Source organism: Bradyrhizobium sp. S3.3.6 (assembly GCF_040546905.1).
Lineage (GTDB): Bacteria > Pseudomonadota > Alphaproteobacteria > Rhizobiales > Xanthobacteraceae > Bradyrhizobium > Bradyrhizobium cytisi.
Genome location: NZ_JBEPOT010000005.1, coordinates 426,961 through 450,595 on the forward strand (window position 1 = coordinate 426,961; position 23,635 = coordinate 450,595).

Annotated in this window: 23 protein-coding genes; 17 read left to right on the top strand and 6 right to left on the bottom strand. The window is 65.0% G+C overall.

Annotated elements, in window-relative coordinates; translation table 11 throughout:
* Positions 1-18: 18 nt before the first annotated feature.
* The gene (locus tag ABID59_RS18425; RefSeq protein WP_354084272.1) at positions 19-1,158 is read right to left on the bottom strand and encodes an acyl-CoA dehydrogenase family protein; all 1,140 of its coding nucleotides are present in this window, start codon (positions 1,156-1,158) and stop codon (positions 19-21) included.
* 144 nt (positions 1,159-1,302) lie between these two features.
* Entirely contained in the window at positions 1,303-2,502 is a 1,200-nt protein-coding gene (locus ABID59_RS18430) for an acyl-CoA dehydrogenase family protein (RefSeq protein WP_354084273.1), read from the bottom strand.
* Positions 2,503-2,638: 136 nt separating this feature from the next.
* On the opposite strand from ABID59_RS18430, the gene ABID59_RS18435 reads away from it, so the two are divergent.
* Positions 2,639-3,184, top strand: coding sequence for a carboxymuconolactone decarboxylase family protein (locus tag ABID59_RS18435; protein WP_354084274.1), 546 nt, complete (start codon positions 2,639-2,641; stop codon positions 3,182-3,184).
* 110 nt (positions 3,185-3,294) lie between these two features.
* Positions 3,295-3,789, top strand: coding sequence for a VOC family protein (locus ABID59_RS18440; protein ID WP_148751029.1), 495 nt, complete (start codon positions 3,295-3,297; stop codon positions 3,787-3,789).
* A gap of 128 nt (positions 3,790-3,917) precedes the next feature.
* On the opposite strand, the gene ABID59_RS18445 is transcribed toward ABID59_RS18440, so the two are convergent.
* Positions 3,918-5,153: an MFS transporter gene (locus ABID59_RS18445; protein WP_354084275.1), complete on the bottom strand. Its 1,236-nt coding sequence runs from the start codon at positions 5,151-5,153 to the stop codon at positions 3,918-3,920.
* A 176-nt stretch (positions 5,154-5,329) separates the two neighbouring features.
* Positions 5,330-6,577 carry an MFS transporter gene (locus ABID59_RS18450; RefSeq protein WP_354084276.1) on the bottom strand — a complete coding sequence of 416 codons (1,248 nt, stop codon included), beginning with the start codon at positions 6,575-6,577 and terminating at the stop codon, positions 5,330-5,332.
* Positions 6,578-6,795: 218 nt separating this feature from the next.
* On the opposite strand from ABID59_RS18450, the gene ABID59_RS18455 reads away from it, so the two are divergent.
* Positions 6,796-8,862: a prolyl oligopeptidase family serine peptidase gene (locus tag ABID59_RS18455; protein ID WP_354084277.1), complete on the top strand. Its 2,067-nt coding sequence runs from the start codon at positions 6,796-6,798 to the stop codon at positions 8,860-8,862.
* Positions 8,863-8,984: 122 nt separating this feature from the next.
* Here the strand turns inward: ABID59_RS18455 and ABID59_RS18460 are convergent, their stop codons facing one another.
* Positions 8,985-9,659, bottom strand: a complete 675-nt coding sequence (locus tag ABID59_RS18460) for a DUF938 domain-containing protein (protein ID WP_354084278.1) — start codon at positions 9,657-9,659, stop codon at positions 8,985-8,987.
* Between the two features lie 225 nt (positions 9,660-9,884).
* Here ABID59_RS18460 and soxX point away from each other — a divergent pair, with 225 nt between their 5' ends.
* The 10 genes from soxX to ABID59_RS18510 all read left to right on the top strand — a co-directional run bounded on the left by soxX (position 9,885) and on the right by ABID59_RS18510 (position 17,427).
* Complete coding sequence (soxX, locus tag ABID59_RS18465; protein WP_354084279.1) at positions 9,885-10,241, top strand: sulfur oxidation c-type cytochrome SoxX; 357 nt, start codon at positions 9,885-9,887, stop codon at positions 10,239-10,241.
* 22 nt (positions 10,242-10,263) lie between these two features.
* Positions 10,264-10,749 carry a thiosulfate oxidation carrier protein SoxY gene (soxY, locus tag ABID59_RS18470; protein WP_354084280.1) on the top strand — a complete coding sequence of 162 codons (486 nt, stop codon included), beginning with the start codon at positions 10,264-10,266 and terminating at the stop codon, positions 10,747-10,749.
* Between the two features lie 10 nt (positions 10,750-10,759).
* The gene (gene soxZ, locus ABID59_RS18475; RefSeq protein ID WP_354084281.1) at positions 10,760-11,071 is read left to right on the top strand and encodes a thiosulfate oxidation carrier complex protein SoxZ; all 312 of its coding nucleotides are present in this window, start codon (positions 10,760-10,762) and stop codon (positions 11,069-11,071) included.
* Positions 11,071-11,934, top strand: a complete 864-nt coding sequence (soxA, locus tag ABID59_RS18480; RefSeq protein WP_354084282.1) for a sulfur oxidation c-type cytochrome SoxA — start codon at positions 11,071-11,073, stop codon at positions 11,932-11,934. The genes soxZ and soxA overlap by 1 nt, the downstream gene beginning before the upstream one ends.
* Positions 11,931-12,236 carry a hypothetical protein gene (locus tag ABID59_RS18485; RefSeq protein WP_354084283.1) on the top strand — a complete coding sequence of 102 codons (306 nt, stop codon included), beginning with the start codon at positions 11,931-11,933 and terminating at the stop codon, positions 12,234-12,236. Before soxA ends, ABID59_RS18485 begins: the two co-directional genes overlap by 4 nt.
* Before the next feature lie 45 nt (positions 12,237-12,281).
* Complete coding sequence (gene soxB / locus ABID59_RS18490; RefSeq protein WP_354084284.1) at positions 12,282-14,027, top strand: thiosulfohydrolase SoxB; 1,746 nt, start codon at positions 12,282-12,284, stop codon at positions 14,025-14,027.
* Between the two features lie 3 nt (positions 14,028-14,030).
* The gene (locus ABID59_RS18495; protein WP_354084285.1) at positions 14,031-14,489 is read left to right on the top strand and encodes a DsrE family protein; all 459 of its coding nucleotides are present in this window, start codon (positions 14,031-14,033) and stop codon (positions 14,487-14,489) included.
* Positions 14,490-14,779: 290 nt separating this feature from the next.
* The gene (locus ABID59_RS18500; protein ID WP_148751041.1) at positions 14,780-15,820 is read left to right on the top strand and encodes an MBL fold metallo-hydrolase; all 1,041 of its coding nucleotides are present in this window, start codon (positions 14,780-14,782) and stop codon (positions 15,818-15,820) included.
* Between the two features lie 87 nt (positions 15,821-15,907).
* Positions 15,908-16,069: a hypothetical protein gene (locus tag ABID59_RS18505; protein ID WP_354084286.1), complete on the top strand. Its 162-nt coding sequence runs from the start codon at positions 15,908-15,910 to the stop codon at positions 16,067-16,069.
* A gap of 146 nt (positions 16,070-16,215) precedes the next feature.
* Entirely contained in the window at positions 16,216-17,427 is a 1,212-nt protein-coding gene (locus ABID59_RS18510) for an MFS transporter (protein ID WP_354084287.1), read from the top strand.
* 72 nt (positions 17,428-17,499) lie between these two features.
* On the opposite strand, the gene ABID59_RS18515 is transcribed toward ABID59_RS18510, so the two are convergent.
* The gene (locus ABID59_RS18515; protein WP_354084288.1) at positions 17,500-18,837 is read right to left on the bottom strand and encodes an MFS transporter; all 1,338 of its coding nucleotides are present in this window, start codon (positions 18,835-18,837) and stop codon (positions 17,500-17,502) included.
* Between the two features lie 143 nt (positions 18,838-18,980).
* Here ABID59_RS18515 and ABID59_RS18520 point away from each other — a divergent pair, with 143 nt between their 5' ends.
* From ABID59_RS18520 to ABID59_RS18535, 4 genes are read left to right on the top strand one after another with little or no spacing between them, the layout of a single operon-like run.
* Entirely contained in the window at positions 18,981-19,634 is a 654-nt protein-coding gene (locus ABID59_RS18520; protein ID WP_354084289.1) for an ABC transporter ATP-binding protein, read from the top strand.
* The gene (locus ABID59_RS18525) at positions 19,631-22,093 is read left to right on the top strand and encodes an FtsX-like permease family protein (RefSeq protein WP_354084290.1); all 2,463 of its coding nucleotides are present in this window, start codon (positions 19,631-19,633) and stop codon (positions 22,091-22,093) included. The genes ABID59_RS18520 and ABID59_RS18525 overlap by 4 nt, the downstream gene beginning before the upstream one ends.
* A complete protein-coding gene (locus ABID59_RS18530; RefSeq protein WP_354084291.1) occupies positions 22,083-23,165 on the top strand; it encodes a lipocalin-like domain-containing protein in 1,083 nt (360 codons plus the stop codon). Before ABID59_RS18525 ends, ABID59_RS18530 begins: the two co-directional genes overlap by 11 nt.
* Positions 23,166-23,192: 27 nt before the next feature.
* Positions 23,193-23,582, top strand: coding sequence for an MAPEG family protein (locus tag ABID59_RS18535; protein ID WP_148751048.1), 390 nt, complete (start codon positions 23,193-23,195; stop codon positions 23,580-23,582).
* Positions 23,583-23,635 lie beyond the last annotated feature (53 nt).

Genomic DNA, 23,635 nt, shown 5'->3' on the forward strand with positions numbered 1-23,635 from the left:
TCGCGTCCCAGCAGCCCCTCAATACCCCCGCGCCCGCGCGAGCTGCTCGGTGTGGTAGTTCGCATCGCCGAACAGCTCCTCGCACACGCGTGCCCGCTTCATGAAGAAGCCGATGTCGAACTGGTCGGTCATGCCCATGCCGCCATGCATCTGCACGCCTTCCTGCACCGCGCGGGTGGCGGTGGTGCCGGCGCGGGCTTTTGCCACGGCGACGGCCGAGGCGGCCTTGGCGACGTCCGCGTCCAGCGCCCGAAGCGCCTTCATCGTGGCGGCGCGCGTAATCTCGATGTCGACATAGAGCTCGGCGGCGCGGTGCTGCAGCGCCTGGAATTCGCCGATCAGCCTGCCGAACTGCTTTCGGTTCTTGAGATACTCGACGGTGCGGTTGAAGACCTCCTCGCTGAGGCCCACCATTTCGGTGGCGACCGCGCCGCGGCCGATATCGAGCACGCCATCGAGCAGGGCGGCGCCCTGATCGACCTCGCCGAGCACGCCGTCGGCGTTGACCTCGACATTGGCGAGCTCAATCCGCGCCGCATTATGCGCGTCGACCATGATGGTGCGCTCGATCGCGACGCCCCTGGCCTTGGGGTTGACCAGGAACAGCGTCAGGCCGTCGCGCTCGCCGGCGGAGCCTGCGGTGCGCGCGGCGACGATGAAGAGATCGGCGACGTGGCCGTCAACGACCAGCGCCTTGGCGCCAGAGAGCTTGAAGCCGTTGCCGGCGCGCACGGCCTGCAAGTTGGTCTGCAGCGGGCGATGCTTTGCGCCCTCGTCGATCGCGAGCGTCGCGAGCAGCGCGCCGTTCGAAATCTTCGGCAGGAACTCCAACTTCTGCGCGGCATTGCCGCCGCGGTTCAGCGCCGAGGCCGCGACTACGCTGGTGGCGAGGAAGGGCGACGGCATCAAGGTGCGGCCGATCTCTTCCATGACGATTCCGGCTTCCATGAAGCCGAGGCCGCTGCCGCCGAATTCTTCCGGCACCAGCAAGCCGGCAAAACCCATCTCGGCGAAGGAGTGCCACAGCTCCCTGGAGAAGCCGGTGGGGTCCTTGGAATCGCGCAGAGATCGCAGGTGCGACACCGGCGCCTTGTCGCTGATCAGCCCGCGCGCGCTATCGCGGAGCATTGATTGTTCTTCGGTGAGGACGAGGGCCATGTGCGTGTTTCCGATGCGAAATCTATTTGCCGCTGTCATTCCGGGATGGCCCGGAGGGCCAGACCCGGAATCCATTGGGCGACGGAGTTGGTGGATGAATGGATTCCGGGTTCGCGCGTTGCGCGCCCCGGAATGACAGAAGCCTCACGCCCCCGGCAGATCCAGGATGCGCTTGGCGACGATGCCGAGCATCACCTCCGTCGTGCCGCCTTCGATCGAGTTGGCCTTGGTGCGGAGCCAGGCGCGCGGACGGGCGCCTTGCCGCGAGCGCTCGCTCTCCCATTCCAGCGCGTCGACGCCGCCGGCCGACATCAGGATCTCGTAGCGGCGCTTGTTGAGCTCGGTGCCGTAATATTTCATCGCCGAGGAGAACGCCGGATGCGCCTGACCGGCCTTGGCGAGATCGACGGCACGTTCGGCACAGGCCGCAAGGGCTGCTTCATCGACGTCGAAGCTGGCGATCTTGCCGCGCAGCATCGCATCGTCGAGCTTGCCTTGCGCATCTGACCCGACGGAGTCCGCCGCGATCTGCCCGAGCGGCCGGCCGACGCCGCGCTCGCCCATGCCCGAGATCATCGCGCGCTCGTGCTGGAGCAGATATTTTGCGACGTCCCAGCCGCGGTTGACGGTGCCGACCACGTGCGACTTCGGCACGCGGACGCCGTCGAAGAAGGTCTCGCAGAACGGCGAATAGCCGGAGATCAAGAGAATCGGCTTGGTGGTGACGCCCTTCGACGTCATGTCGAACAGGATGAAGCTGATGCCGTCGTGCTTCTTCGCAGCCGAGTCAGTGCGCACCAGGCAGAAGATCCAGTCGGCGTAGTTGGCGTAGGAGGTCCAGATCTTCGACCCCGTGATGACGAAATCGTCGCCGTCGCTCTCGGCGCGGGTCTGGAGCGAGGCGAGATCGGAGCCCGCGTTCGGCTCGGAATAGCCCTGGCACCAGCGGATCAGGCCCGCCGCGATCTTGGGCAGATGCTCCTTCTTCTGCGCGTCGTTGCCGTACTTCAGCAGCGCCGGCCCGAGCATCCAGATGCCAAAACTCGACAGCGGCGGACGGGCGCCGATTCTTCCCATCTCCGTACGCAGCACCTTGTGCTCGGCGGCACTGAGGCCACCGCCGCCATACTCCTGCGGCCAGTCAGGCACGGTCCAGCCCTTGTCGCGCATGCGCTCGAACCAGATGCGTTGCGGCTCGGACGAGAATTTTGCGTTGCGTCCGCCCCAAAACACGTCGGTGTCCGACGTCGCGGGCTTGCGCATCTCCGGCGGGCAGTTGGCTTCGAGCCAGGCGCGCGTCTCGTTGCGGAATTGTTCGAGATCAGCCGTCTCTGTTTCGCTCATGGTCGTTTCCATCAATCACTATCGGCTTGTTGGGCGCGACTCTGGGCCATCGCACTGCGGAATTCAACCACTTCCGCGGCCCGTCGTCCGCTATAGTCGCGCCACGGCGGTGCTTGAAAACAAAGAGGAAACGCGAATGCGCCTGAAACTTCTTTCGCCTGGCGAAATGAACGAGAGCCAGCGGCAGACCTATGACGAGTCGATTGCCGGCAAGCGCGGCAAGCCGCCGGCGCCGATGATGGCCTGGCTCAACAGCCCGGACATGGCCCGTCACGCCACGCGGCTCGGCGAGATCCTGCGCTACGACACGATCTTTCCGGCGAAGCTCTCGGAGATCGCGATCCTGGTGACGGCACGGCACTGGACCGCGCATTACGAATGGTATGCGCATAAGCGCCTCGCGCTTGCCGGCGGTATGGATCCTGAAATCATCGACGCGATCCGCGATCGACGCACGCCCGAGTTCGACGATCCCAAGGCCAGGATGATCTACGATCTCGCGAAGTCGCTGCATGAGGGCCACGGCGTCGAGAAGGGCCTCTACGATAAGGCGGTGCAGCTGCTCGGCGAACGCGGCGTGGTCGAGGTGATCGGGCTGTGCGGCTATTACACGATGGTGTCGATGACGCTGAACACGTTTGAGTTCGGGCTGCCCGAGGGCGCGGTGTTGGAGCTGTCATAGCTTCGTATCCGGACGCGCAATTGCGCATCCGGAAACACTGGGTTTCGGGATAAGGCCGTAGCGCTGTCCCGAAGCTCGGCTTATGTGGAGTTGATCAACGGAGCACGACCATGTCGGAGAACCAAGCCGTCGCCGCCGGCACCAGGATCGGCCACGTCCATCTCAAGGTCGCCGATCTCGATCGCGCGCTCGGCTTCTATTGCGGCGTGCTCGGCTTCGAGCTGATGCAGCGCATGGGCACCAGTGCGGCTTTCATCTCGGCCGGCGGTTATCACCACCACATCGGGCTCAACACCTGGGAGAGCAAGGGCGGCTCACCGCCGCCGCGGGGCACGACCGGGCTGTTTCACACCGCGATCCTCTATCCGACGCGGCCGGCGCTGGCGGACGCGCTGCACCGCGTGCTCTCGGCCGGCATTGCGCTGGACGGCGCCAGCGACCACGGCGTGTCCGAGGCGCTGTATCTGCGCGATCCCGACGAGAATGGCGTGGAGCTGTATTGGGACAAGCCGCGGGAGCAATGGCCGTTCGGGCCGGATGGCAAGCTCGCGATGTTCACGAAGCGGCTGGATGTCGAGGGCTTGCTGAAGCAGCGGGAGGGGTGATCTCCGCTCTCACCCCGTCATTGCGAGCGCAGCGAAGCAATCCAGAACCTTTCCGCGGAAGCAGTCTGGATTGCTTCGTCGCGAGGGCTCCTCGCAATGACGGAGTTTGTTGAGGCGCCGTCGCGCCTCTATGAAAGCCTTGCTCGCGGCTTGCCCCGCACCATGATCAGCGCCGCGGCTGTCAGCTCCAGCGCGATGCAGAGATAGAACGGCAGCGAATAGCCGCCGGAGAAATCGCGCAGGACGCCGACGACGCCGGGGCCGAACGCGTAGGTCACCTGGTTGATCGCGGTGTTGAGGCTGATCAGCACGCCGAACGAGGCGGAGTCGAACTCCTGCTGCACGATTAGCGACGGCAGGGTGATGAGATTGCCGACCGAGAAGCCGAACACCGCGCAGGCCGCGATCAGCATATAATCGTTGTGCAGATTGATCACGACGCACAGCGCGGCGGCCTGGCTCAGGAACGACAGCGCCGACGCCAGCCGCTGGTTGAGGCGGTCGATCACCATCGAGAACAGGACACGGCCGATCACCGCCATCGCAGTGAGCACAGCGACCGCCATGGCCGCACGCTCGCGCCCAATCACGGGATCGAGAAACGAGATCAGGTGCACGATGAAGCCGACCTGCGCGAACAGCACCAGCGCGAAGGCGATCGTCACCGTGAGGAAGCCGACATCGCGCAGCGCGCGCGAGCGGATCTCTGCCGATGATTGCGGCTTGGCCTTGGCAGCGTCTTGCCAGCCATGGAGATCGGGCGGCCGGCCGACGACCAGCAAAATCACCGGCAGCAGCAACACCAGCATGGCGCCGGAAGTGGCGAACATCGCGTTTCCGAAGCCGATATGGCTGATCATCGTCACCAGCAGCGGCACGCCGACGATGCCGCCAAAGCTCGCGCCATTCAGGGCGAGGCTGATCGCCATGCCGCGCTTCTGATCGAACCACAGGCTGATCGTGTTGGTGATCATGGCGAGACTGGTGCCGGCCCAGCCGAAGGCGAGCACGGCATCCGCCAGATAGAGCTGCCAGGGCTCGCGCACCGCGCCGATCGCGACCGCAGCGGCCGCCATCGCCACCGTGCCGGCGATCAGGCAAATCCGGGGGCCATGTTTCCGGACGGCTTCACCGACGAAGACGACCAGCAACGCACCGAACAGATAGAAGAACGTGGTGCCCGACGAGATCAGCGAGGCCGGCCAGCCCCGCGCGCGCTGCAGCTCAGCGACATAAACGCTCTGGCCGTAGAAGCCGAGCCCCCAGCCGAAGGTCGCAAGCAGGAAGCAGACCGCGACGATGCGCCAGCCTTCATAGCGGAGCGAGGATTCGTCGGCCGCGGGGTGTTGAGGATTGTCGAGCATGCTGCCTACTCCGTCATGCCCGGGCTCGTCCCGGGCATCCACGTTCTTCGATCTGCGCGTCCAAGACGTGGATGGCCGGGACAAGCCCGGCCATGACGCATTAACTAATAACTCGTACCCGAAAATCCCTTCGACAGTGATCGAAGCGTCAACGTTGCTGACAGCCTCCTGCCAACTCAGATCGCGTCCGGGAACTCGCCCATCGCGACCTCCAGCCGCGCCCTGCGGCGGCGCGCCCAGGACGCCAGCGAAAGCGCGACGAGGCCAAGCACAGCCGGCGGAAACACGACCATGTTCACGGCCGACCAGCCATAATTGGCGAGCAGCTGCCCCGACGCGAACGAGCCGATCGCCATCATGCCGAACACCAGGAAATCATTGAACGCCTGCACCTTGTTGCGTTCCTGCGGGCGGTGCGTCTCCAGCACCAGCGCGGAGGCACCGATGAAGGAGAAATTCCAGCCGATGCCGAGCACGATCAGCGTCGCCCAGAAATGCATCGCGGTGACGCCGGAGAGACCGATGCCGGCGGCGCCCGCTTCCAATAGCAAACCGGCGGCGACGATTCTGGGTGCACCGAAGCGGGCGATCAGCGCACCGGTGAAGAAGCTCGGGCCGTACATCGCGACGATGTGCCATTGAATGCCGAAATTGGAATCGGATAGACTGAGGCCACACATCTTCATGGCGAGCGGCGCCGAGGTCATCACCAGATTCATCATGGGATAGGAGATGACGCCGCACAGTGCGGCCGCGATGAAGCGCGGCTGGGTCACGATGGTGAGCAGCGGCCGGCCGCCGTGCAGATCGGCCGGAGCCGGCTTCGGCATATCGACGCCGGCGACGATGCCCATCGCGACCAGCGCGACCGCCGCCTGCACCAGGAAGCTGAAGGCGAACAGATAGGGCGACCAGATGTCCATGGTCCATTGCACCAGCTGCGGACCGAGCACACCGGCGAACACGCCACCCGCCATCACCCACGATACGGCCTTGGGCCGGTAGGCCGCGCTGGCACCGTCGGCGGCCGCGAAGCGATAGGATTGCGCCACCGAGCCGTAGAGGCCGCCGAGGAAGGTCGCGAGACAAAACAGCGCGAACGAGGCGTGCAGGATCGCGAACGACCCGATGACACCGGTGAGCGCGCCAAGGCCGGTGCCGATGACAAAAGCCCATCGGCGGCCGAAGCGGCGCGAGATCGCGCCGGTCGGCAGCGTGCCGGCCGCAAGCCCAACCACGTACATCGACAGCGGCACGGTCGCGAGCGACATGTCAGGCGCGAGCGTGGCGCCGACGATCGAGCCGGTGGCGAAGATCACCGCCGAATTGGCGCCGGTCAGCGCTTGGGCTGCGGCGAGGCGCACGACGTTGCCGCGCACGCGGACGTCATCGGCAATCTCATTGGCTGAAGTCACATCTAGCATCGGCATTTCCGCCCGCAGGGTCCTTTAAGTAAAAGGCTTGTAAGTAAAAGGCTTGGTGATTCCCGGCACTATGGCGGGGTGCGGAAGGGCGGGCAACCGGCGCAAACGGGCGCAGGCCATGCCTCTGACGCAATCGGATGGACCATACCGGACCGCGCTCTTGACGGCTTGCGCGCGATCAAATCCTATCCGCCGCGCGATCTCAGGGAGTTTCGTTCATGTCCGTCGATAACAGGCCTACGCCCAGCGCTCCCGACGACGATCCCTGGCTCTGGCTAGAGGAGATCGAAGGCGCCCGCGCGCTCGATTTCGTCGAGAAGCAGAACCGCCTGACGCTGGATAGATTCGGCGGCGCGGCGTTCGAACGAGACCGCGACACGCTTGCGGCGATCTATGACCGTCCGGACAACATTCCCTATGTCGGCCGGCGCGGGGCGCATCTGCACAATGTCTGGAAGGATGCCGCCAACCCGCGCGGGCTGTGGCGGCGGACCACGCTGGCGGAGTTTCGCAAACCCAATCCGGCGTGGGAGATCGTGCTGGACATCGACAAGCTCGCCGCGAGCGAGGGCGAGGACTGGCTGCTGAGCTCGATCAGCTCCCAGCCGGGACACTCGCGGGTCATCTTGAGCCTGTCGCGCGGCGGCAGCGACGCCGTCACCTTGCGGGAATTCGATGCGGATACGAAGAGCTTTGTTGCTGACGGCTTTACGCTGCCGGAAGCCAAGGGCGGCGTCGATTGGCTCGATCCGGACACGCTGCTGCTGTCCAGCGCCTATGGCGATGACATGGTGACGAGCTCCGGATATGCGAGGACCGTTCGCCTGTGGCGGCGTGGCGAGAGCGTCGATCAAGCGCAGATCATCCTCCAGACCGCGGCCGATCATATGGGGATCTTCGGCAGCGTGGACGATACCGGCGCGAAGCCGCGCGCCTGGATCATCGACCAGATCGACTTTTTCAATTACGGCATCTGGCTGCGCGACGAAGCCGGCACCACGACGAAGCTCGACCTGCCGACCGGCATCTGGATGCAGGCGCATGGCGACTGGTTCGCGATGAAGCTGCGCACAGACTGGTCGGTCGAAGGACGAACCTATGCCGCCGACGCCCTGCTCGGCATCTCGCTCTCATCGTTCCTCGCCGGCAGCCGCGACTTCACTTCTCTGTTCGAGCCCGGACCGCGGCGAGCGCTACAGGGTTTTTTCTGGGCCGCGGGCAAGCTGGTGCTGTCGATCCTCGACGAGCTGAAGCCGCGATTCGAGATCCGCACGCCATCCGCCGCGGGCTGGAGCCGCGAGACGCTCGGCGGTCTTCCCGAGATCGGCGTCGTCGATGTCTGGCCGCTCGATCGCCATTCGTCCGAGAGCAATGGCGACCTGCTCGCCAATGTGCAGGACCCGCTGACGCCGCCGTCGCTGCTGCTGATCGAGCGCGGCGTCGAAAGCCCGACGGTCTTGAAGCAGGCGCCGAGAACGTTCAACGCCGACGGCCTCATGGTGTCGCAGCACGAGGCGATCTCGGTCGACGGCGAGCGCATTCCCTATGTGCAGACCGGCCCGGCGGGCGAGACCGGCGATGCGCCGGTCTATATGAGCGCCTATGGCGGCTTCGGTCTCGCTGTGAAGCCACACTACGATTCGTCGCTCGGCAAGCTGTGGCTGGAGCGCGGCGGCACCGTTGTGCAGGCGAATCTGCGCGGCGGCGGCGAGTTCGGCACGCGCTGGCACGATGCCGGCCGTTTCGCCGGCAAGAGGCTGTCGCATGATGATTTCGCAGCCGTTGCCGCCGATCTCGTCCGCCGCGGCGTGACGCAGCCAAAGCGCATCGCCGCGCAAGGCGGATCGAACGGCGGCATCCTCATCACCAACATGCTGGTGCGATACCCCGAGCGTTTCGGCGCGCTGTTCTGCACCATCCCGCTGATCGACATGCGCCGCTACACCAAGCTGCTCGCGGGCGCGAGCTGGATCGCGGAATATGGCGATCCCGACAAGCCCGAGGAATGGGAGTGGCTGAAGACCTACTCCGCCTATCACAATGCAAAACCAGGTCAGCCCTATCCGCCGATCCTGATCGCCACCACACGACGCGACGACCGCGTCCATCCCGGCCACGCGCGCAAGATGGCGGCGAAGCTGCAGGCGATGGGTTACGAGGCCTGGTTCTACGAGCCGGCCGCCGGCGGCCACGGCTACGGCAAGGACAACAAGGAGCGCGCCGGCTTCCAGGTGCTCGGATTCCAGTTCTTGAAGGAGAAGATTGGTTGGCGGGATGAATGCTAGCGTTTGGCGCGCTGACGCTTCCACATCGTCATGGCCGGGCTTGTCCCGGCCATCCACGTCTTAGCTTGCGGAGCAAAGAACGTGGATGCCCGGGACAAGCCCGGGCATGACGACGTCCCGAATTAACCCCGCGCAAATACCAGCGTCAGATTGTTCGCGGGCATGTCGATGGTATCGACGAGACGAAGACCCGCACCGCGCGCCAGCGTCTCGACATCGCCGAGATCGCGCACGCCCCAGGCGGGATTGCCGTCGCGCAAGGAAGTGTCGAACACGGCATTGCTGAGTGCGGTGTGCTTGCCGTCGCGCTTGAACGGGCCGTAGAGGATCAGCTGGCCGTCAGACCGCAAGTACCGGCCGGCACCGGCGAACAGGCCCTCGGCCACCGTCCAGGGCGCAATGTGGATGACATTGGCGCAGAACACGGCCGCAAGATTGTTCGGCCCCTGCCCGCTCTTCATCTCCGGGCACCAGTCGGGGTCGGACAGATCGATCCGCAACGGCGAGCGGACGTTCTTCAACCCCGAATGCACGCGCCAGGCCTCGATGCTCTTCACATGGCGCTGGTTGAGGTCGCTCGGCCACCAGACCAGATCGGGCGTGTGACGGGCGAAATGGACCACATGCTGGCCGGTTCCACTGCCGACCTCGACCACGTCGCCCGACCGCCCAATGAGATGCTTTCCGAGCGCTGTCCAGAGCGGCTCATGATTGCGATGGAACGCCGGCGCATCGAGACGGCCGTCGGATTCGACCCGCCCACCATCCCTGCCAAATTCAACGACATATTCAGCCAATTCATGTCCCCGGAAAACGAGAAAAGCAGACCAAAACGCAACAGGGGCAAAACGCCCCGAACGCGTGCCGGTTGAAGCCGGCTTGATGAACGATCTATCTCTTCAGTTGCAATGCGGAAGATATTAACGCCATTTTGTGCCCTGCATAGTCTTGATTGTCAGGGCATGCCCTTTGTGCTTTTGAACATTATCTTTTGCAGACATCATAAGCCTCGGAACGACGCCTTGACCGCCTTTCCTCGCAAGCCCGCCCTGCTCCTCGCGCTGGTCGTCCTCACGGGCCTCGCCGCGCGCCCGGCGTGGGCGCAGTCCGCCATCGCCGAGGGCCAAAAGCTCGCCTTCGACCGCGGCAAGGGCAATTGCCTGACCTGTCACGTCATCAAGGGCGGCGATTTGCCAGGCACCATCGGGCCCGAGCTGAAGGACATCAAGACAAAATACCCCGACCGCAACGAGCTGGTCGCGATCCTGTTCGACGAGACCAAGCGCAATCCGCAGACCATGATGCCGCCGTTCGGCCGCAACCGGCTTTTGACCGACCAGGAGATCAGCGCGATCGTTGATTTCCTGCAGACGCTGTAACGGCAGGCCCAGGAGACCTGAGATGACTGCACATACCGGCCCTCATCCGACGCGGCGCCTGATCCTTCAGGGCGCTGCCTCGGTCGCGCTGATCGGCCTCGGCAATCTGCCGTTTGCGCCTGTGCGCGCCGCGGCCAACGACAAATATCCGGAAGAGGCGTTCAAGCTGAAGAACGAGGCCGACGCGATCAAGGCACTCTACGGCAAGACCGCCGAGCCCTCCGACAAGGTCAGGCTCGATGCGCCCGAGATCGCCGAGAATGGCGGCGTGGTGCCGATCTCGGTGACGACGACGCTCGACAAGGTCACCTCGATCTCGCTCTTTGTCGCCGAGAACCCGAACGCGCTCGCAGCAAGCTACAAGATTGCTGAGGGCACGATGCCTGCTGTCGCCAACCGCCTGAAGATGGCCAAGACCAGCAACGTGACCGCGATCGTGGAAGCCGACGGCAAGCTCTACAGCGCGACCAAGGAAGTGAAGGTCACCGTCGGCGGCTGCGGCGGCTAGGAGAATCCAGATGACATCCAGCATTCGCGTCCGCGCAACATCCAACGGCGACATCACCGAGGTGCAGACGCTGATCCAGCACCCCATGGACACCGGCCTGGTGAAGGACGCCAAGGGCGAGCTGATTCCCGCGCACTACATCCAGCAGCTGAAGTTCGCGTGTAACGGCAAGGACGTGTTCGTTGCCAATTGGGGCACCGCGGTCTCCAAGGACCCCTACGTCAAGTTCAGCTTCAAGGGCGCCAAGAAGGGCGACGACCTCAAGATCTCCTGGACCGACAGCAAGGGTGGGTCCGACGAGACCACCGCGAAGATCGCGTGATGAGGCCCGCCACCTCCCTCCTGCTTGGCTCGTTGAGCGCCGCGCTCGTCGCGTTCGCGCTCACCTCTCCGCGCGTGATTGCGGCCGACAAGGTCGATCCCGTCGCGGATGCCAAGGCGTTCCAGAATTTCTTCTTCCAGAAATTTCCTGATGTGAAGCACGAGGATTTCGTCAACGGTCCTTATTCCATGAACGAGGACATGAAGCGGCAATGGCAGGAGAAGGAAGAGTTTCCGCCCTACGAGTTCGCACTGGACGCCGGCAAGGAGATGTTTGCGACACCGTTCAAGAACGGCAAGACCTATGCTGATTGCTTCCCGAATGGCGGCATCGGCATTCGCCAGAACTATCCTTATTTCGACACGAGGGAAGGCAAGGTCGTCACGCTCGAGCTCGCGCTCAACCGCTGCCGCGAGGCCAATGGCGAGGCGCCCTACTCCTACGTCAAGGACGAGATGGCCTCGCTCACGGCGTACATGGCCTTCACCTCGCGCGGCAAGCCGATGGACATCAAGATCCCGGATGATCCCCGCGCGCTCGAAGCGTTCGAGAACGGCAAGCGCTATTTCTACACCCGCCGCGGCCAGATGAACTTCTCCTGCGCGAGCTGCCACGTGCAGAGCCCGGGCGAGCGCATCCGCGCCGAGATCCTGGCGCCGGCGCTCGGCATCTTGAACGCCTTGCCGATCTACCGCTCCGAATGGAGCGGCATGGGCACCACCAGCCGCCGCTTCATCACCTGCAACAGCCAGACCCGCGCGGTTCCGCTGGAGCCGCAGGCGGACGAATATCGCGACGTCGAATACTTCCTCTCCTACGTCGCCAACGGCCTGCCGATTTCGGGACCAGGAGCGCGGCCATGAAGCGGTCACTTCCTATCGCCATGTTGCTGGCCCTGAGCTTCGCGCCGATGGCGCGCGCGGCAAATGAAGCGGACTACAAGGCGGCCTACGCTGCTGCGGAGACCGCATCCAAGGAGGCGGCTGCATTGCGCAACCAGTGGACCACCACCGTCTCGACGCTGGCGGCAGCAAAAAAGGCCGCAGATGGCGGCGATTTCGACCGCGCCGTCGCCGCAGCCAAGGAGGCCGAGGCGCTGGCGAAAGCATCCATCTTCCAGGCGACGTCTGAAAAAGAGGCCTGGAAGGCGATGGAAATCCGCTAGGCTAACGTCTGTGGAACTGTCGTTGAGAGGCGCGAAGAAATTTAGATGCCCATCCGCCGCCGCGATCTCCTGAAGGGCACAGCCGGCATTGCCGCCTCGCTCGGCCTGCCGCGACTGGCGCGCGGCGCCGAGACCGCGAGCATTTACGACATCGAGCGGTTCGGCAATGCGCGGATCCTGCACCTCACCGACACGCATGCGCAGCTCAACCCGGTCTATTTCCGCGAGCCCAGCGTCAATATCGGCATCGGCGAGATGGCGGGACGACCGCCGCATCTGGTCGGTCACGCTTTCCTGGAGCGCTTCGGCATCCGGCCCGACAGCGCCGACGCCTATGCCTTCACTAGCGTCGAATTCGAAAAGTCAGCCGGCCGCTTCGGCAAGCTCGGCGGCTTCGCCCATCTGAAGACGCTGATCGACCGCCTGCGCGGCGATGTCGGCGAGAAGCGCACCATGCTGGTCGACGGCGGTGATCTTTGGCAGGGCACCGGGCTCGCCAACATCATGCAGGGCCGCGACATGGTCGAGGTCGCCAATCTGCTCGGCATCGAGGCGATGACCGGGCATTGGGAGTTCACCTATGGCGAGCAGGTGCTGCGTGACAATCTCGAGCACTTCAAGGGCGAGTTCCTGGCGCAGAACGTCTTCCTGACCGAGGAAGCCGCGTTCAACGACGCCCCCGCCTTCGACAAGACGACGGGGCGCGTGTTCAAGCCATCGATCATCAGGGAGATCGGCGGTCATCGCGTCGCGATCATCGGCCAGGCCTTTCCTTACGTGCCGATCGCGCATCCCAAGCGCTTCACGCCGGACTGGACGTTTGGCATTCGCGAGGAAGAGCTCCAGAAGCATGTCGACAGCTTGCGCGGCAGCGACAAGGTCGATGCGGTGATCCTGCTGTCGCACAACGGCATGGACGTCGACCTCAAGCTCGCAAGCCGCGTCACCGGCATCGACGTCATCCTCGGCGGCCACACCCATGATGCCGTGCCGCAACCGATCGCCGTGAAGAACGCTGGCGGTACGACGCTCGTTACCAATGCCGGCTCCAACGGGAAGTTTTTGGGCGTGCTCGATCTCGCGCTCGACAAGGGCAAGGTCGGCGACGTCAAGTATCATCTGCTGCCGGTCTATTCCGAGCTGCTCAAGCCCGATCCGGCGATGGCCGAGCTGATCGGCCGGCTGCGTGCGCCGTTCGTGACCGACTGGTTGGAGAAGATCGCAACGCCGGACCGGCTGCTCTATCGCCGCGACAATTTCGCCGGCTCGGTCGACGACCTGATCTGCACCGCGCTGCGCGCCGAGCTCGATGCCGAGATCGCGCTGTCGCCGGGCTTCCGCTGGGGCGTCACCGCGCTCTCGGGCCAGCCGCTGACTATGGAGGATGTGCTCGCGGAGACCGCGATCACCTATCCCGAAACCTATGTGCAGGAGATGACCGGCGCCCAGATCAAGGACGTGCTGGAAGGTATCTGCGACAATCTCTTCAACGCCGATCCCTATTATCAGCAGGGCGGCGACATGGTGCGCGCCGGTGGGCTCAGCTACACATGCAGCCCCACCAACGCGATCGGCAGCCGCATCGCCGAGCTCAAGCTCGCCAATGGCAAGGCGCTCAGCGCCGTCAGGCACTACAAGGTCGCAGGCTGGGCCTCGGTCAATGGCCAGCAGGGCGCACCGGTGTGGGACGTCGTCGGCAAATATCTGCGCTCGGGCCGGATGTTTCAGGAGCGGCTCGGCACCGGCGTCACGCTGAAGGGCGTCGACGGCAATCCAGGCATTGCAGGATAGAGGATGATGCGGTCGCAAATTTTTCGCGCAATGCTGCTGGCGTTGCTCTCCTTGGTCGCGCCGACGCTGGCTTCTGCGCAACAGGTGCCGCTCCAGGACAAGCCGTTCGCCGAGCACAAGATCGTGCTGCAGCTCTCAGATAGCGATGCGAAGAAGCAGGCCCTGGTGCTGAGTGTCGCCAACAATCTGCTGAAGGCTTACGACCCCGACAAGATCGCCGTGGAGATCGTCGCCTTCGGTCCCGGCATCGACTTGCTGCTGTCCGGCAGCGAGCGCCGCAAGCAGGTCGAGAGCCTGATCGCGCAGGGCGTGCGGTTCGACATCTGCCTCAACACGGTCGACACGATCGAGCGGGAGACGGGCAAGCGGCCGGAGTTCATTCCGGCGGCGACGCCGGTGCAGGTGGGCGTCGGGCAGATCCTGCTTCTGGCGGAGAATGGGTACACGTTGGTGAGGCCCTGAGGCTTCGGCCGTGGCACGGGGCAGCGACATACTCACTGTCATTCCCCGCGGAGGCGGGGAATCCAGTACGCCGCAGCCTCTCTGCATCCGCTTCGCTGTCTCTGGAATACTGGATCGCCCGCCTTCGCGGGCGATGACAGCGGGGCGTCTCGAGCAGGTGAGCCCGGAACGCCGGCCGCTGACTCCGCAATAAAAATTTTCTAAATTTTCTTGCTTCGGCAGTGACTTACTTCTCTTTATGCTCCCGGATGTAGTAGAATCCTCGAAACCAGTCCACGCCGGGTCCTGCCATGATCTTTCGCCAGCTCTTCGACAGCATTTCGGGCACCTACAGCTACGTCCTTGCCAGCCGCCCCGGCGGCGAGGCGCTGATCCTTGATCCCGTGCTGGAGAAGGTCGACCGCTATTGCCAGCTGCTGCGCGAGCTCGACCTCAAGCTGGTCAAGGCGGTCGACACCCATCTGCATGCCGATCACGTCACCGGCCTCGGCGAGCTGCGCGACCGCACGCATTGCATGACCGTGATGGGCGACCAGACCAAGGCCGACGTGGTGGCGATGCGGGTCGCCGACGGCGACAAGGTGACGATCGAGGGCCTGTCGCTCGACGTGATGTACACGCCCGGCCACACCGACGATTCCTACTCCTACCTGATGGGCGACCGCGTCTTCACCGGCGATACGCTGTTGATCCGCGGCACCGGCCGCACTGATTTCCAGAACGGCTCGTCGCGCGCACAGTACGAATCGATCTTCAACCGCCTCTTGAAGCTGCCGGACGAGACGATGGTGTTCCCGGCACACGACTACAAGGGCGACACCGTCTCCACCATCGGCGAGGAGAAGCGCTACAATCCGCGGCTCCAGGTGCGCTCGGTCGACGAATATATCGAGCTGATGGCGAACCTGAAGCTGCCCAATCCGAAGATGATGGATGTGGCGGTGCCGGCCAACATGCGGGTCGGCCTGCATCAGGAAGAGCTGGAGAAAGAGGGCCGTGCACTCAGCGCCGCCGAGGCGATCCGTTCGCTCCGCCGACCCGATATTCTGCTGGTGGATCTGCGCGAGAGCAATGAGCGGATGAAGCACGGCATGATCGAAGGCGCGCTGCACACGCCCTATCCGAGCGTCGAGGAAAGCCTCAAGCCCGGCGGCATGCTGCGCGAGGTCGCGGCCGCCATGGGCCGCCGCGTCGTGTTCTTCTGCGCCTTCGGCGAACGCTCGGCGATGGCTGTTGCCGCAGCCAAGGAGGCCGGATTGTCCAACACCGCCCACATCGCAGGCGGCATCGATGCCTGGAAGAAGGCGGGCGGGCCGGTGGTGCACGCCTGACATTCATCGCCGCGGGCTTGAGATAAGTCAGGAACCGCAAGGTGTTTGCGGGTAGGATGGAGGACGCATCACCATCCGGGATCAGTCATGGCCAAGACCGGCAAGCCGAGCGAACCGCCGAAGACGAAGACCGCAGACGAGAAGGCCAAGAAGCCCCGGCCGCCACGCGACACCGACGACGATTGCGAAGACGGCGACATCGCCACGCCGAAGCGTGATCGTTATGGCAACGATGATGAGCCGTTGTGAGGTCGCACGGAGCCGTTATTGAGCGCGAGCCCTAACCACGCTTTCCGCCGCCCCACCCGCGCTACCTGCCATGCGCCGGCGTTCATGGACAAATAACCGCTGTCCCCGATAGTTTGCGCGCCTCCAGGGACTGAAACGGGACTACGATGGTCGACGTTCTCGCCGCACCGCAACAAGGCAAGGCGGACAGCGCGCTGCGCACGCTGACCGGGATCTCGATCGCGCATTGGGTCAGCCATTTCCATCTGCTGGTCCTGCCGATGCTGTTCCCGTTCCTCAAGAGCCAGCTCGGCGTCGGCTATGTCGAGCTCGGGTTCGCGCTGACCGTATCGGCCGTCGTCTCCGGGCTGACGCAGGCACCGACCGGCTATCTCGTCGACCATTTTGGCGCACGCAAGATCCTGCTGGGCGGACTGACGCTCGGCGGGCTCGCGCTGATCCTGCTCGGCCTGCACCTGAGCTACACCTCGCTGATCGCCTGCGCCGTGCTGCTTGGCCTCGCCAACAGCGTCTATCATCCCGCCGATTACGCGATCCTGGCCGAGCACATGGACGAGGCGCGGATGGGTCGCGCCTTCTCGATCCACACCTTTGCCGGCTATCTTGGTGGCGCCGTTGCGCCGGCGATCGTCGCGGCGCTCGTCACCGTCTCCGGCGGCACAGGCGCCATCATCGCCTCGGGTGCGATCGGCGTGCTGGTGGCGCTGCTGCTGGTCGCCATGAACATTCCCGATGCCGGCGCGCACAAGACCAGGCCGGGCAACGCGAACATGCCGAAGCAGGCCGTCATCACGCCAGCGCTGATCACGCTGACCGCGCTGTTCATGCTGCTCAGCCTGTCGGTTGCCGGCATCAACAATTTCGGCGTGGTGGCGCTGATGAGCGGCTACGGCGCTACTTATTCCATCGCCAATGTCGCGCTGACCGCGTTCCTCGGCGCCAGCGCCGCGGGCGTGCTCGCGGGCGGCTTCCTCGCCGACCACACCGAGCGCCACGGCTATGTCGCCGCCGCCTGCTTTGCCGCAAATGCCGCCATCGTGCTGCTGATCGCGATGGTCACGCTGCCCGGATGGGCCTTGACCGCCACGATGGCGTCCGCGGGTTTCCTCTCCGGCGTGATCGCGCCGTCGCGGGACATGCTGGTGCGCAACGCCGCGCCTCCCGGCGCTGCCGGTCGCGCCTTCGGCATCGTCTCCACCGGCTTCAATCTCGGCGGGATCGTCAGCCCGCTGCTGTTCGGCTGGATCATGGACCAGAGCGCGCCGCACTGGGTGTTCGGTGCGTCGGTGATCTTCATGGTCGCAACGGTGGTGCTGTCGCCGTTCACGGAGCGGAAGGCGAAAGCTGCGTCGAATTGAGGGGCGCTATCGCCACGAATTCCGTCGTCGTCCCGGCGACGGTCTTGTTCTGGCCGGCTTCTAACTGCCCCCTTACGTCAGCGACACCACGCCCTTCGGTTCAGCGGACTGCGGAGTCGCACCGCGCGTCAGCCTCGCGCGCTCCGTGTTCGGCCAGAGCAAGAGCAAGCCGAGCAGGCCGGAGCCGACCATGATCACGGCGTTGATGGTGAAGCCGGTCATGTAGCCGTCGACCATGCTGCCGGCGCGCTGGATCACGGTGCCCATCACGTTCGGCGCGATGATGCCCGAGAGCGTGTAGAGCGCGCCGTAGATCGCGAGGATCGCGCCGCGCTGCGAAGCCGGCGTGAATTCGCCGAGCATCGGCGGGCAGACGACGTAGATCGCGCCGCAGAGCCCAGGGCCGACCACAAGCATCGCGATCTTCAGCCCCACACCCGGGGCGTACGGCATCGCCGCCAGGATCAGGCCGCCGATGATCAGCGGCACTGAGCCGAGCACGCCGCGGGAGACACGAGTCGTGTAGCCGCGCGCCATCATCACCTGCGAGATCCAGCCGGTCAGGATGACGACGGTGGCGCCGAACACCCAGGGCAGGATCGATATCCAGCCGGCGTCCGATTGCGAGAAGCCAAGCCCCTTGACGATGAAGGACGTGAACCAGGTGAGGCCCAGCGACAGCGCCCAATAGGCGCCGAAGGTCGCGGCCACGCAGCCGATGAAAGTGCGCGAGGTGAGCAGCTGGACGTAGGGAATTTTCGTCTCTGTGGCCGCGAGGACCTGTGTGTTCTCGAGCGGACCTTCCTTGCCGAAGGTGAGCCAGGCGCAAACCCAGATCAGGCCGACCACGCCGAGCGCGCCGAAGGCATAGTGCCAGGAATAGTTGACAATGATCCAGTTCAGCATCGGCACGGCGAGGATGACACCGAAGGCCGAGCCCTGCGTCAGGATCGCGGTCGGCAGCGTGCGCTTCTCGTCGGGGAACCATTTGTAGATGGCGTGCATCGCCACCGAAGCCGCCGGACCTTCGCCGGCGCCGAGCACGATGCGGCAGATCAAGAGCGTGGTGAAGGAAACGGTGCCGACCATCGGAAACTGCGCCAGCGCCCAGATCACGGCGAGCGTCAGCAGCACCCAGCGCGTCGCCACCTTGTTGACGATGAAGCCGACCACGATGGCCGAGATCGAGAACAGGAAGAAGAACGACGAGCCGAGAAAGCCGAACTGCTCCGGCTCGAGCTTCAAATCGGTCATGATCGGAACGCCGGCGAGGCCGACGACGATCTTGTCGGCGAAGTTCACCAGCATGAACAGAAACAGGAGGAATGTGACCGTCCAGGCGCCCTTTGGCGTTTCCGCAGCCGTCCCCGTGGTCTTGCTTGCCGCTATGGGCGTTCCCTGAGCGCTCATCGTTCTCCCCGTATGTTCTTTTGGCACTTTTATGATTTGGCCGTTGCTGGAGCTAACAACGGCTTGAACGGCAACGCAACCCCGGCATTTCCACGGCAAGTGTGCTACGCAGCATTGAGCTAATTCCGTCCGGCGCATTGATCTTGCTGAGCATCCGAAACCTCTCCAAAACCTTCGTCTCGGCCGCCGAGCCGGTCCATGTGCTGCGTGGCGTCGATCTCGACCTGAAGGCCGGCGAGCGCGTCGCGCTGACCGGCGAATCCGGCAGCGGCAAGAGCACGCTGCTGCACCTGATCGCCGGGCTGGATGCCGCCGATGGCGGCTCGATCCGGCTGGAGGACACCGAGGTCACCAAGTTGTCGGACGCCGGCCGCGCCGGCTTGCGGCGCGACAAGGTCGGCCTGGTTTTTCAGCAGTACAATCTGATCCCGAGTCTCTCGGTCGCAGACAATCTCGCCTTCCAGGCGCGCATCGCCGGCCGGCATGATGCCGCCTGGACCAGGGAGCTGGTCGAGCGGCTCGGCCTCGGCGGCCTGCTCAAGCGCTATCCCGAGCAATTGTCGGGCGGCCAGCAGCAGCGGGTTGCGATCGGCCGGGCCCTGGCGACAAAACCACTGCTGCTGCTCGCGGATGAGCCGACCGGCAACCTGGATGAAGACACCGCCGACGACGTGCTGGCGCTGACGCGCGATCTCGTCACGCGCACCGGCTGCAGTTTCCTGATGGTGACGCACAGCCTGCATCTGGCCGGCACGCTCGACCGTCACGTCGTCCTCCATGCGGGGCGGATCGCATGAGACGCGCGCTGTGGGTGCTCGCGGTGCTGCTCAGCCATTGGCGTCGGCACAGGATGCAGTTTGCGACGCTTCTGATCGGGCTGATCGCGGCGACTGCGCTGTGGAGCGGCGTGCAGGCGATCAACCAGCAGGCCCGCAGCGCCTATGACCGCGCGGCCGCGACGTTTGGCGGCGTGCGCACGGCCATGCTGGTCGCGTCCAACGCGGCGACCTTCCCGCAAGACCTGTTCATAAAACTCCGGCGCGCGGGCTGGCCGGTTTCGCCGGTGCTGGAAGGCCGGGTTCAAATCAATGGACGCGCGATGCGGCTGCTCGGCATCGAGCCGGTGACGCTGCCGGCTGACGTCGGCAACGCGCCGCGCCTCGGGGCGGCGGATCTCAGCAGTTTCGTTGCCGCGCCCGGCCAGACGCTGGTCGCGCAGGAGACGCTGAACGATCTGCACGAGCAAGACGGCGCGACGCCCTCGATCAGCAGCGGCGCAAAGCTGCCGCCACTACACGTGCAGCCGGAGCTCGTGCCCGACGTGCTGGTGGTCGACATCGGCGTTGCGCAGCGGCTCCTGAACAAACCCGATCAGCTGTCGCGCCTGCTGATCGGCGAGGCGAAGGGCAAGCCGGCGCAGCTCGCCAGTGTCGTCGGCGACCAATTGCAGCGGGTCGAGCCAACCGCGGAGACCGAGCTGGAACGGCTGACCGACAGCTTCCATCTCAACCTCACCGCCTTCGGCCTGTTGTCGTTCTTCGTCGGCCTCTTCATCGTCAACTCGGCCGTGGGCCTCGCCTTCGAGCAGCGGCTGCCGATGCTGCGGACCTTGCGGGCCTGCGGCGCCTCGGCGCGGCTGGTTAATACGGTGCTGGTGGTCGAGCTGGTGGCGCTGGCGCTGGTCGCCGGCCTGATCGGGCTCGTCTGCGGCTACTTCATCGCGGCCGCGCTGCTGCCCGACGTGGCGGCGTCACTGCGCGGGCTCTATGGCGCGCAAATTTCGGGGCAGCTCACGTTAAAGCCTGAATGGTGGCTCGCCGGGATCGGCATCAGCGTCGCGGGCGCGCTTATGGCGGCCGCGACCAGCCTGATCAAGGCTGTCAGGATGCCGGTGCTGGCGACCGCGCAGCCGTACGCCTGGCAGCAGCGGCAGCGGCGCTGGCTGATCCTGCAAAGCGTTGCGGCCTGCGCCGTGCTCGCGGTCGCGCTGTTGCTGCTTCATTACGGGCAATCGCTGATCGCGGGCTTTGGCGTGCTGGCAGCCTTGATGTTCGGCGCGGCGCTGATCCTGCCGGCCTTCCTCGAGGTACTCCTGCTCGCCGGCCAGCATTTTGCGCGCGGGCCGTTGGCGCTGTGGTTCTGGGCGGACAGCCGGCAGCAGCTGTCCGGATTGTCGCTGGCGCTGATGGCGCTGCTGCTTGCGCTCGCCGTCAACGTCGGGGTATCCACCATGGTGGAGACGTTCAGCCGCACCTTTGTCGGCTGGCTCGATGGACGGCTCGCCGCCGACGTCTACATCAGCGCCGCCGACAATGCGCAAGGCACGGCGATCCGCAACTGGCTGAAGGACCGCAGCGAGGTTCAGGCGATCCTGCCGGGCGGGCGCGCGGAGACGCAGGTTCAGGGACAGCCGGTGGAGCTGCTCGGCCTGCCCGATCACGCGCTCTATCGCGAGCGCTGGCCGCTGCTGGAGAACGCGCCGCGCGCCTGGACGCAACTGGTGCCGGGCAATGCCGCCTTCATCAGCGAGCAGCTGAGCCGCCGCTTGAACGTCCGCGTCGGCGATGTCATCGAGGTGCCGGCGCCGGGCGGGACCTGGGAGCTCGACATCGTCGGCATCTATGCCGATTACGGCAATCCCAAGGGACAGCTCGCGGTGAATGTCGCGGCGCTGATCCGGCAGTTTCCGCAAACGCCGCAGACGCGGATCGGGCTTATTGTGCCGCGGGACAGGATTCCCGGCTTGATCGCAGCACTGCAGAAACAGTTCGCGCTCGACGACCGCGCCGTGGCCGACCAGGCGACGGTGAAGGCCGAATCGATCCGCATCTTCAAGCGCACCTTTGCGGTGACGTCGGCGCTGAATGCCTTCACGCTCGGCGTCGCCGGCATCGCGCTGCTGACCAGCCTGCTGACGCTGGCGAACTCCCGTCTGCCGCAGCTCGCGCCGCTCTGGGCGATCGGCATCACCCGGCCGCGCCTCGCCGCGATCGAGCTGACCAAGACGCTGTCGGTTGCGCTGTTCACGTCGCTGCTGGCCGTGCCGCTCGGGCTCCTGGTGGCGTGGTGCCTGATCGCGATCGTGAATGTGAAGGCATTCGGCTGGCGGCTGCCGTTCCATGTGTTTCCGCTGCAACTGGTCGAGCTGGTCACGGTCGCACTGATCGCCTCGCTGCTGGCCGCACTGCTGCCGGTGTTGCGGCTGGCGCGGATGCAGCCGGCAAGCCTCGCCAAGGTGTTCGCCAATGAGCGCTGATAAACTCTCGCGGCGCGCCTTTGCCGGCGGCCTCGCCGCGCTCGCGCTTGCACGCCGCGCACATGCGCAAGGCTATGCCGGGCTCGGCGAGGCCGCCGACGGCTTTGCGAAGGTCACGCCTGGAAAGGTGTTCGCCTTCCCCGCCGATCACGGGCCACATCCGGCGTTTCGCATCGAATGGTGGTATCTGACGGCGAATCTGGTCGACAGCAATGGCGCTGCTTGCGGGCTGCAATGGACGCTGTTTCGCCAGGCCGCAAAGCCGGGGCCACAAGGCGAAGGCTGGGCCAATCAGCAGATCTGGATGGCGCACGCCGCGGTGACGCGCGCCGACACGCACCGCTTCAACGAGCTGTTTTCGCGCGGCGGCATCGGTCAGGCCGGCGTCGAGGCAAAGCCGCTCGCGGCCTGGATCGACGATTGGGAGATGAAGGGATCCGAGCGCACCGACGATCGCAGCCTCTCGCCGGTGACGCTGAAGGCATCCGGCACCGACTTCAACTATGCGCTCACGCTTGAAGCGGATCGCCCGGTCGTCTTGCAGGGCGACGGCGGCTATAGCCGCAAGTCCGAACGCGGACAGGCATCCTACTATTACAGCCAGCCGTTCTACCGTGCGCGCGGCACCCTCAGCGTCGACGACAAGCCGGTCGACGTCTCCGGCGAGGCCTGGATGGACCGGGAATGGAGCAGCCAGCCGCTCGACGCCGACCAGACCGGCTGGGACTGGCTGTCGCTGCATCTTTCCTCAGGCGACAAGCTGATGCTGTACCGGCTGCGCCAGAAGGACGGCAAGGATTATCCGTTCGGCAACTGGATCGGTGCCGACGGCCGCACGCAGATGATTGCGGGTGGCGACATCCAGATGACTCCGAAAGCGACCGTCGATGTCGCGGGGCGCAAGCTGCCGGTCGAGTGGCAGATCGCGATCCCGTCACGATCCTTCTCGATTGCCTGTAAGCCGCTCAATCCCCGAGCATGGATGGGGACCGGCTTCTCCTATTGGGAGGGACCGATCAGCTTTACCGGCACGCATGCCGGTGTTGGCTATCTCGAGCTGACCGGCTATTGAACCGCGACTTGTTCAAAAGGATTTGCGATGTATCACCTCACCGCCCTCGTCACGCTGCTGGCGATCCTGTTTTTCTTCTTCACTTGCATGAACGTCTCGCGGTCGCGCACCAAGACGGGCATCAAGGTGCCGGCGATGTCGGGCCATCCCGATTTCGAGCGCGCTTTCCGTATCCAGATGAACACGCTGGAATGGATGCCGATTTTCCTGCCGTCGCTCTGGTTGTTCGCGATCTATATCAGCGACGCGATTGCGGCAGGCATCGGCGCGGTCTGGATCATCGGCCGCATCGTCTATTTCGTCGGCTATTCGCAGGCCGCCGCCAAGCGCGGCCCGGGCTTTGCGATCCAGGGCACCGCCGCCATCGCGCTGTGGGCGGGGGCGCTAGGCGCGGTGGTGCTAAGGTTGGTCTCGTGAAAGCGCGGCATCACACGCGCTCGTGTCCCGGGCGCGGTGCAGCGTGTAACGCT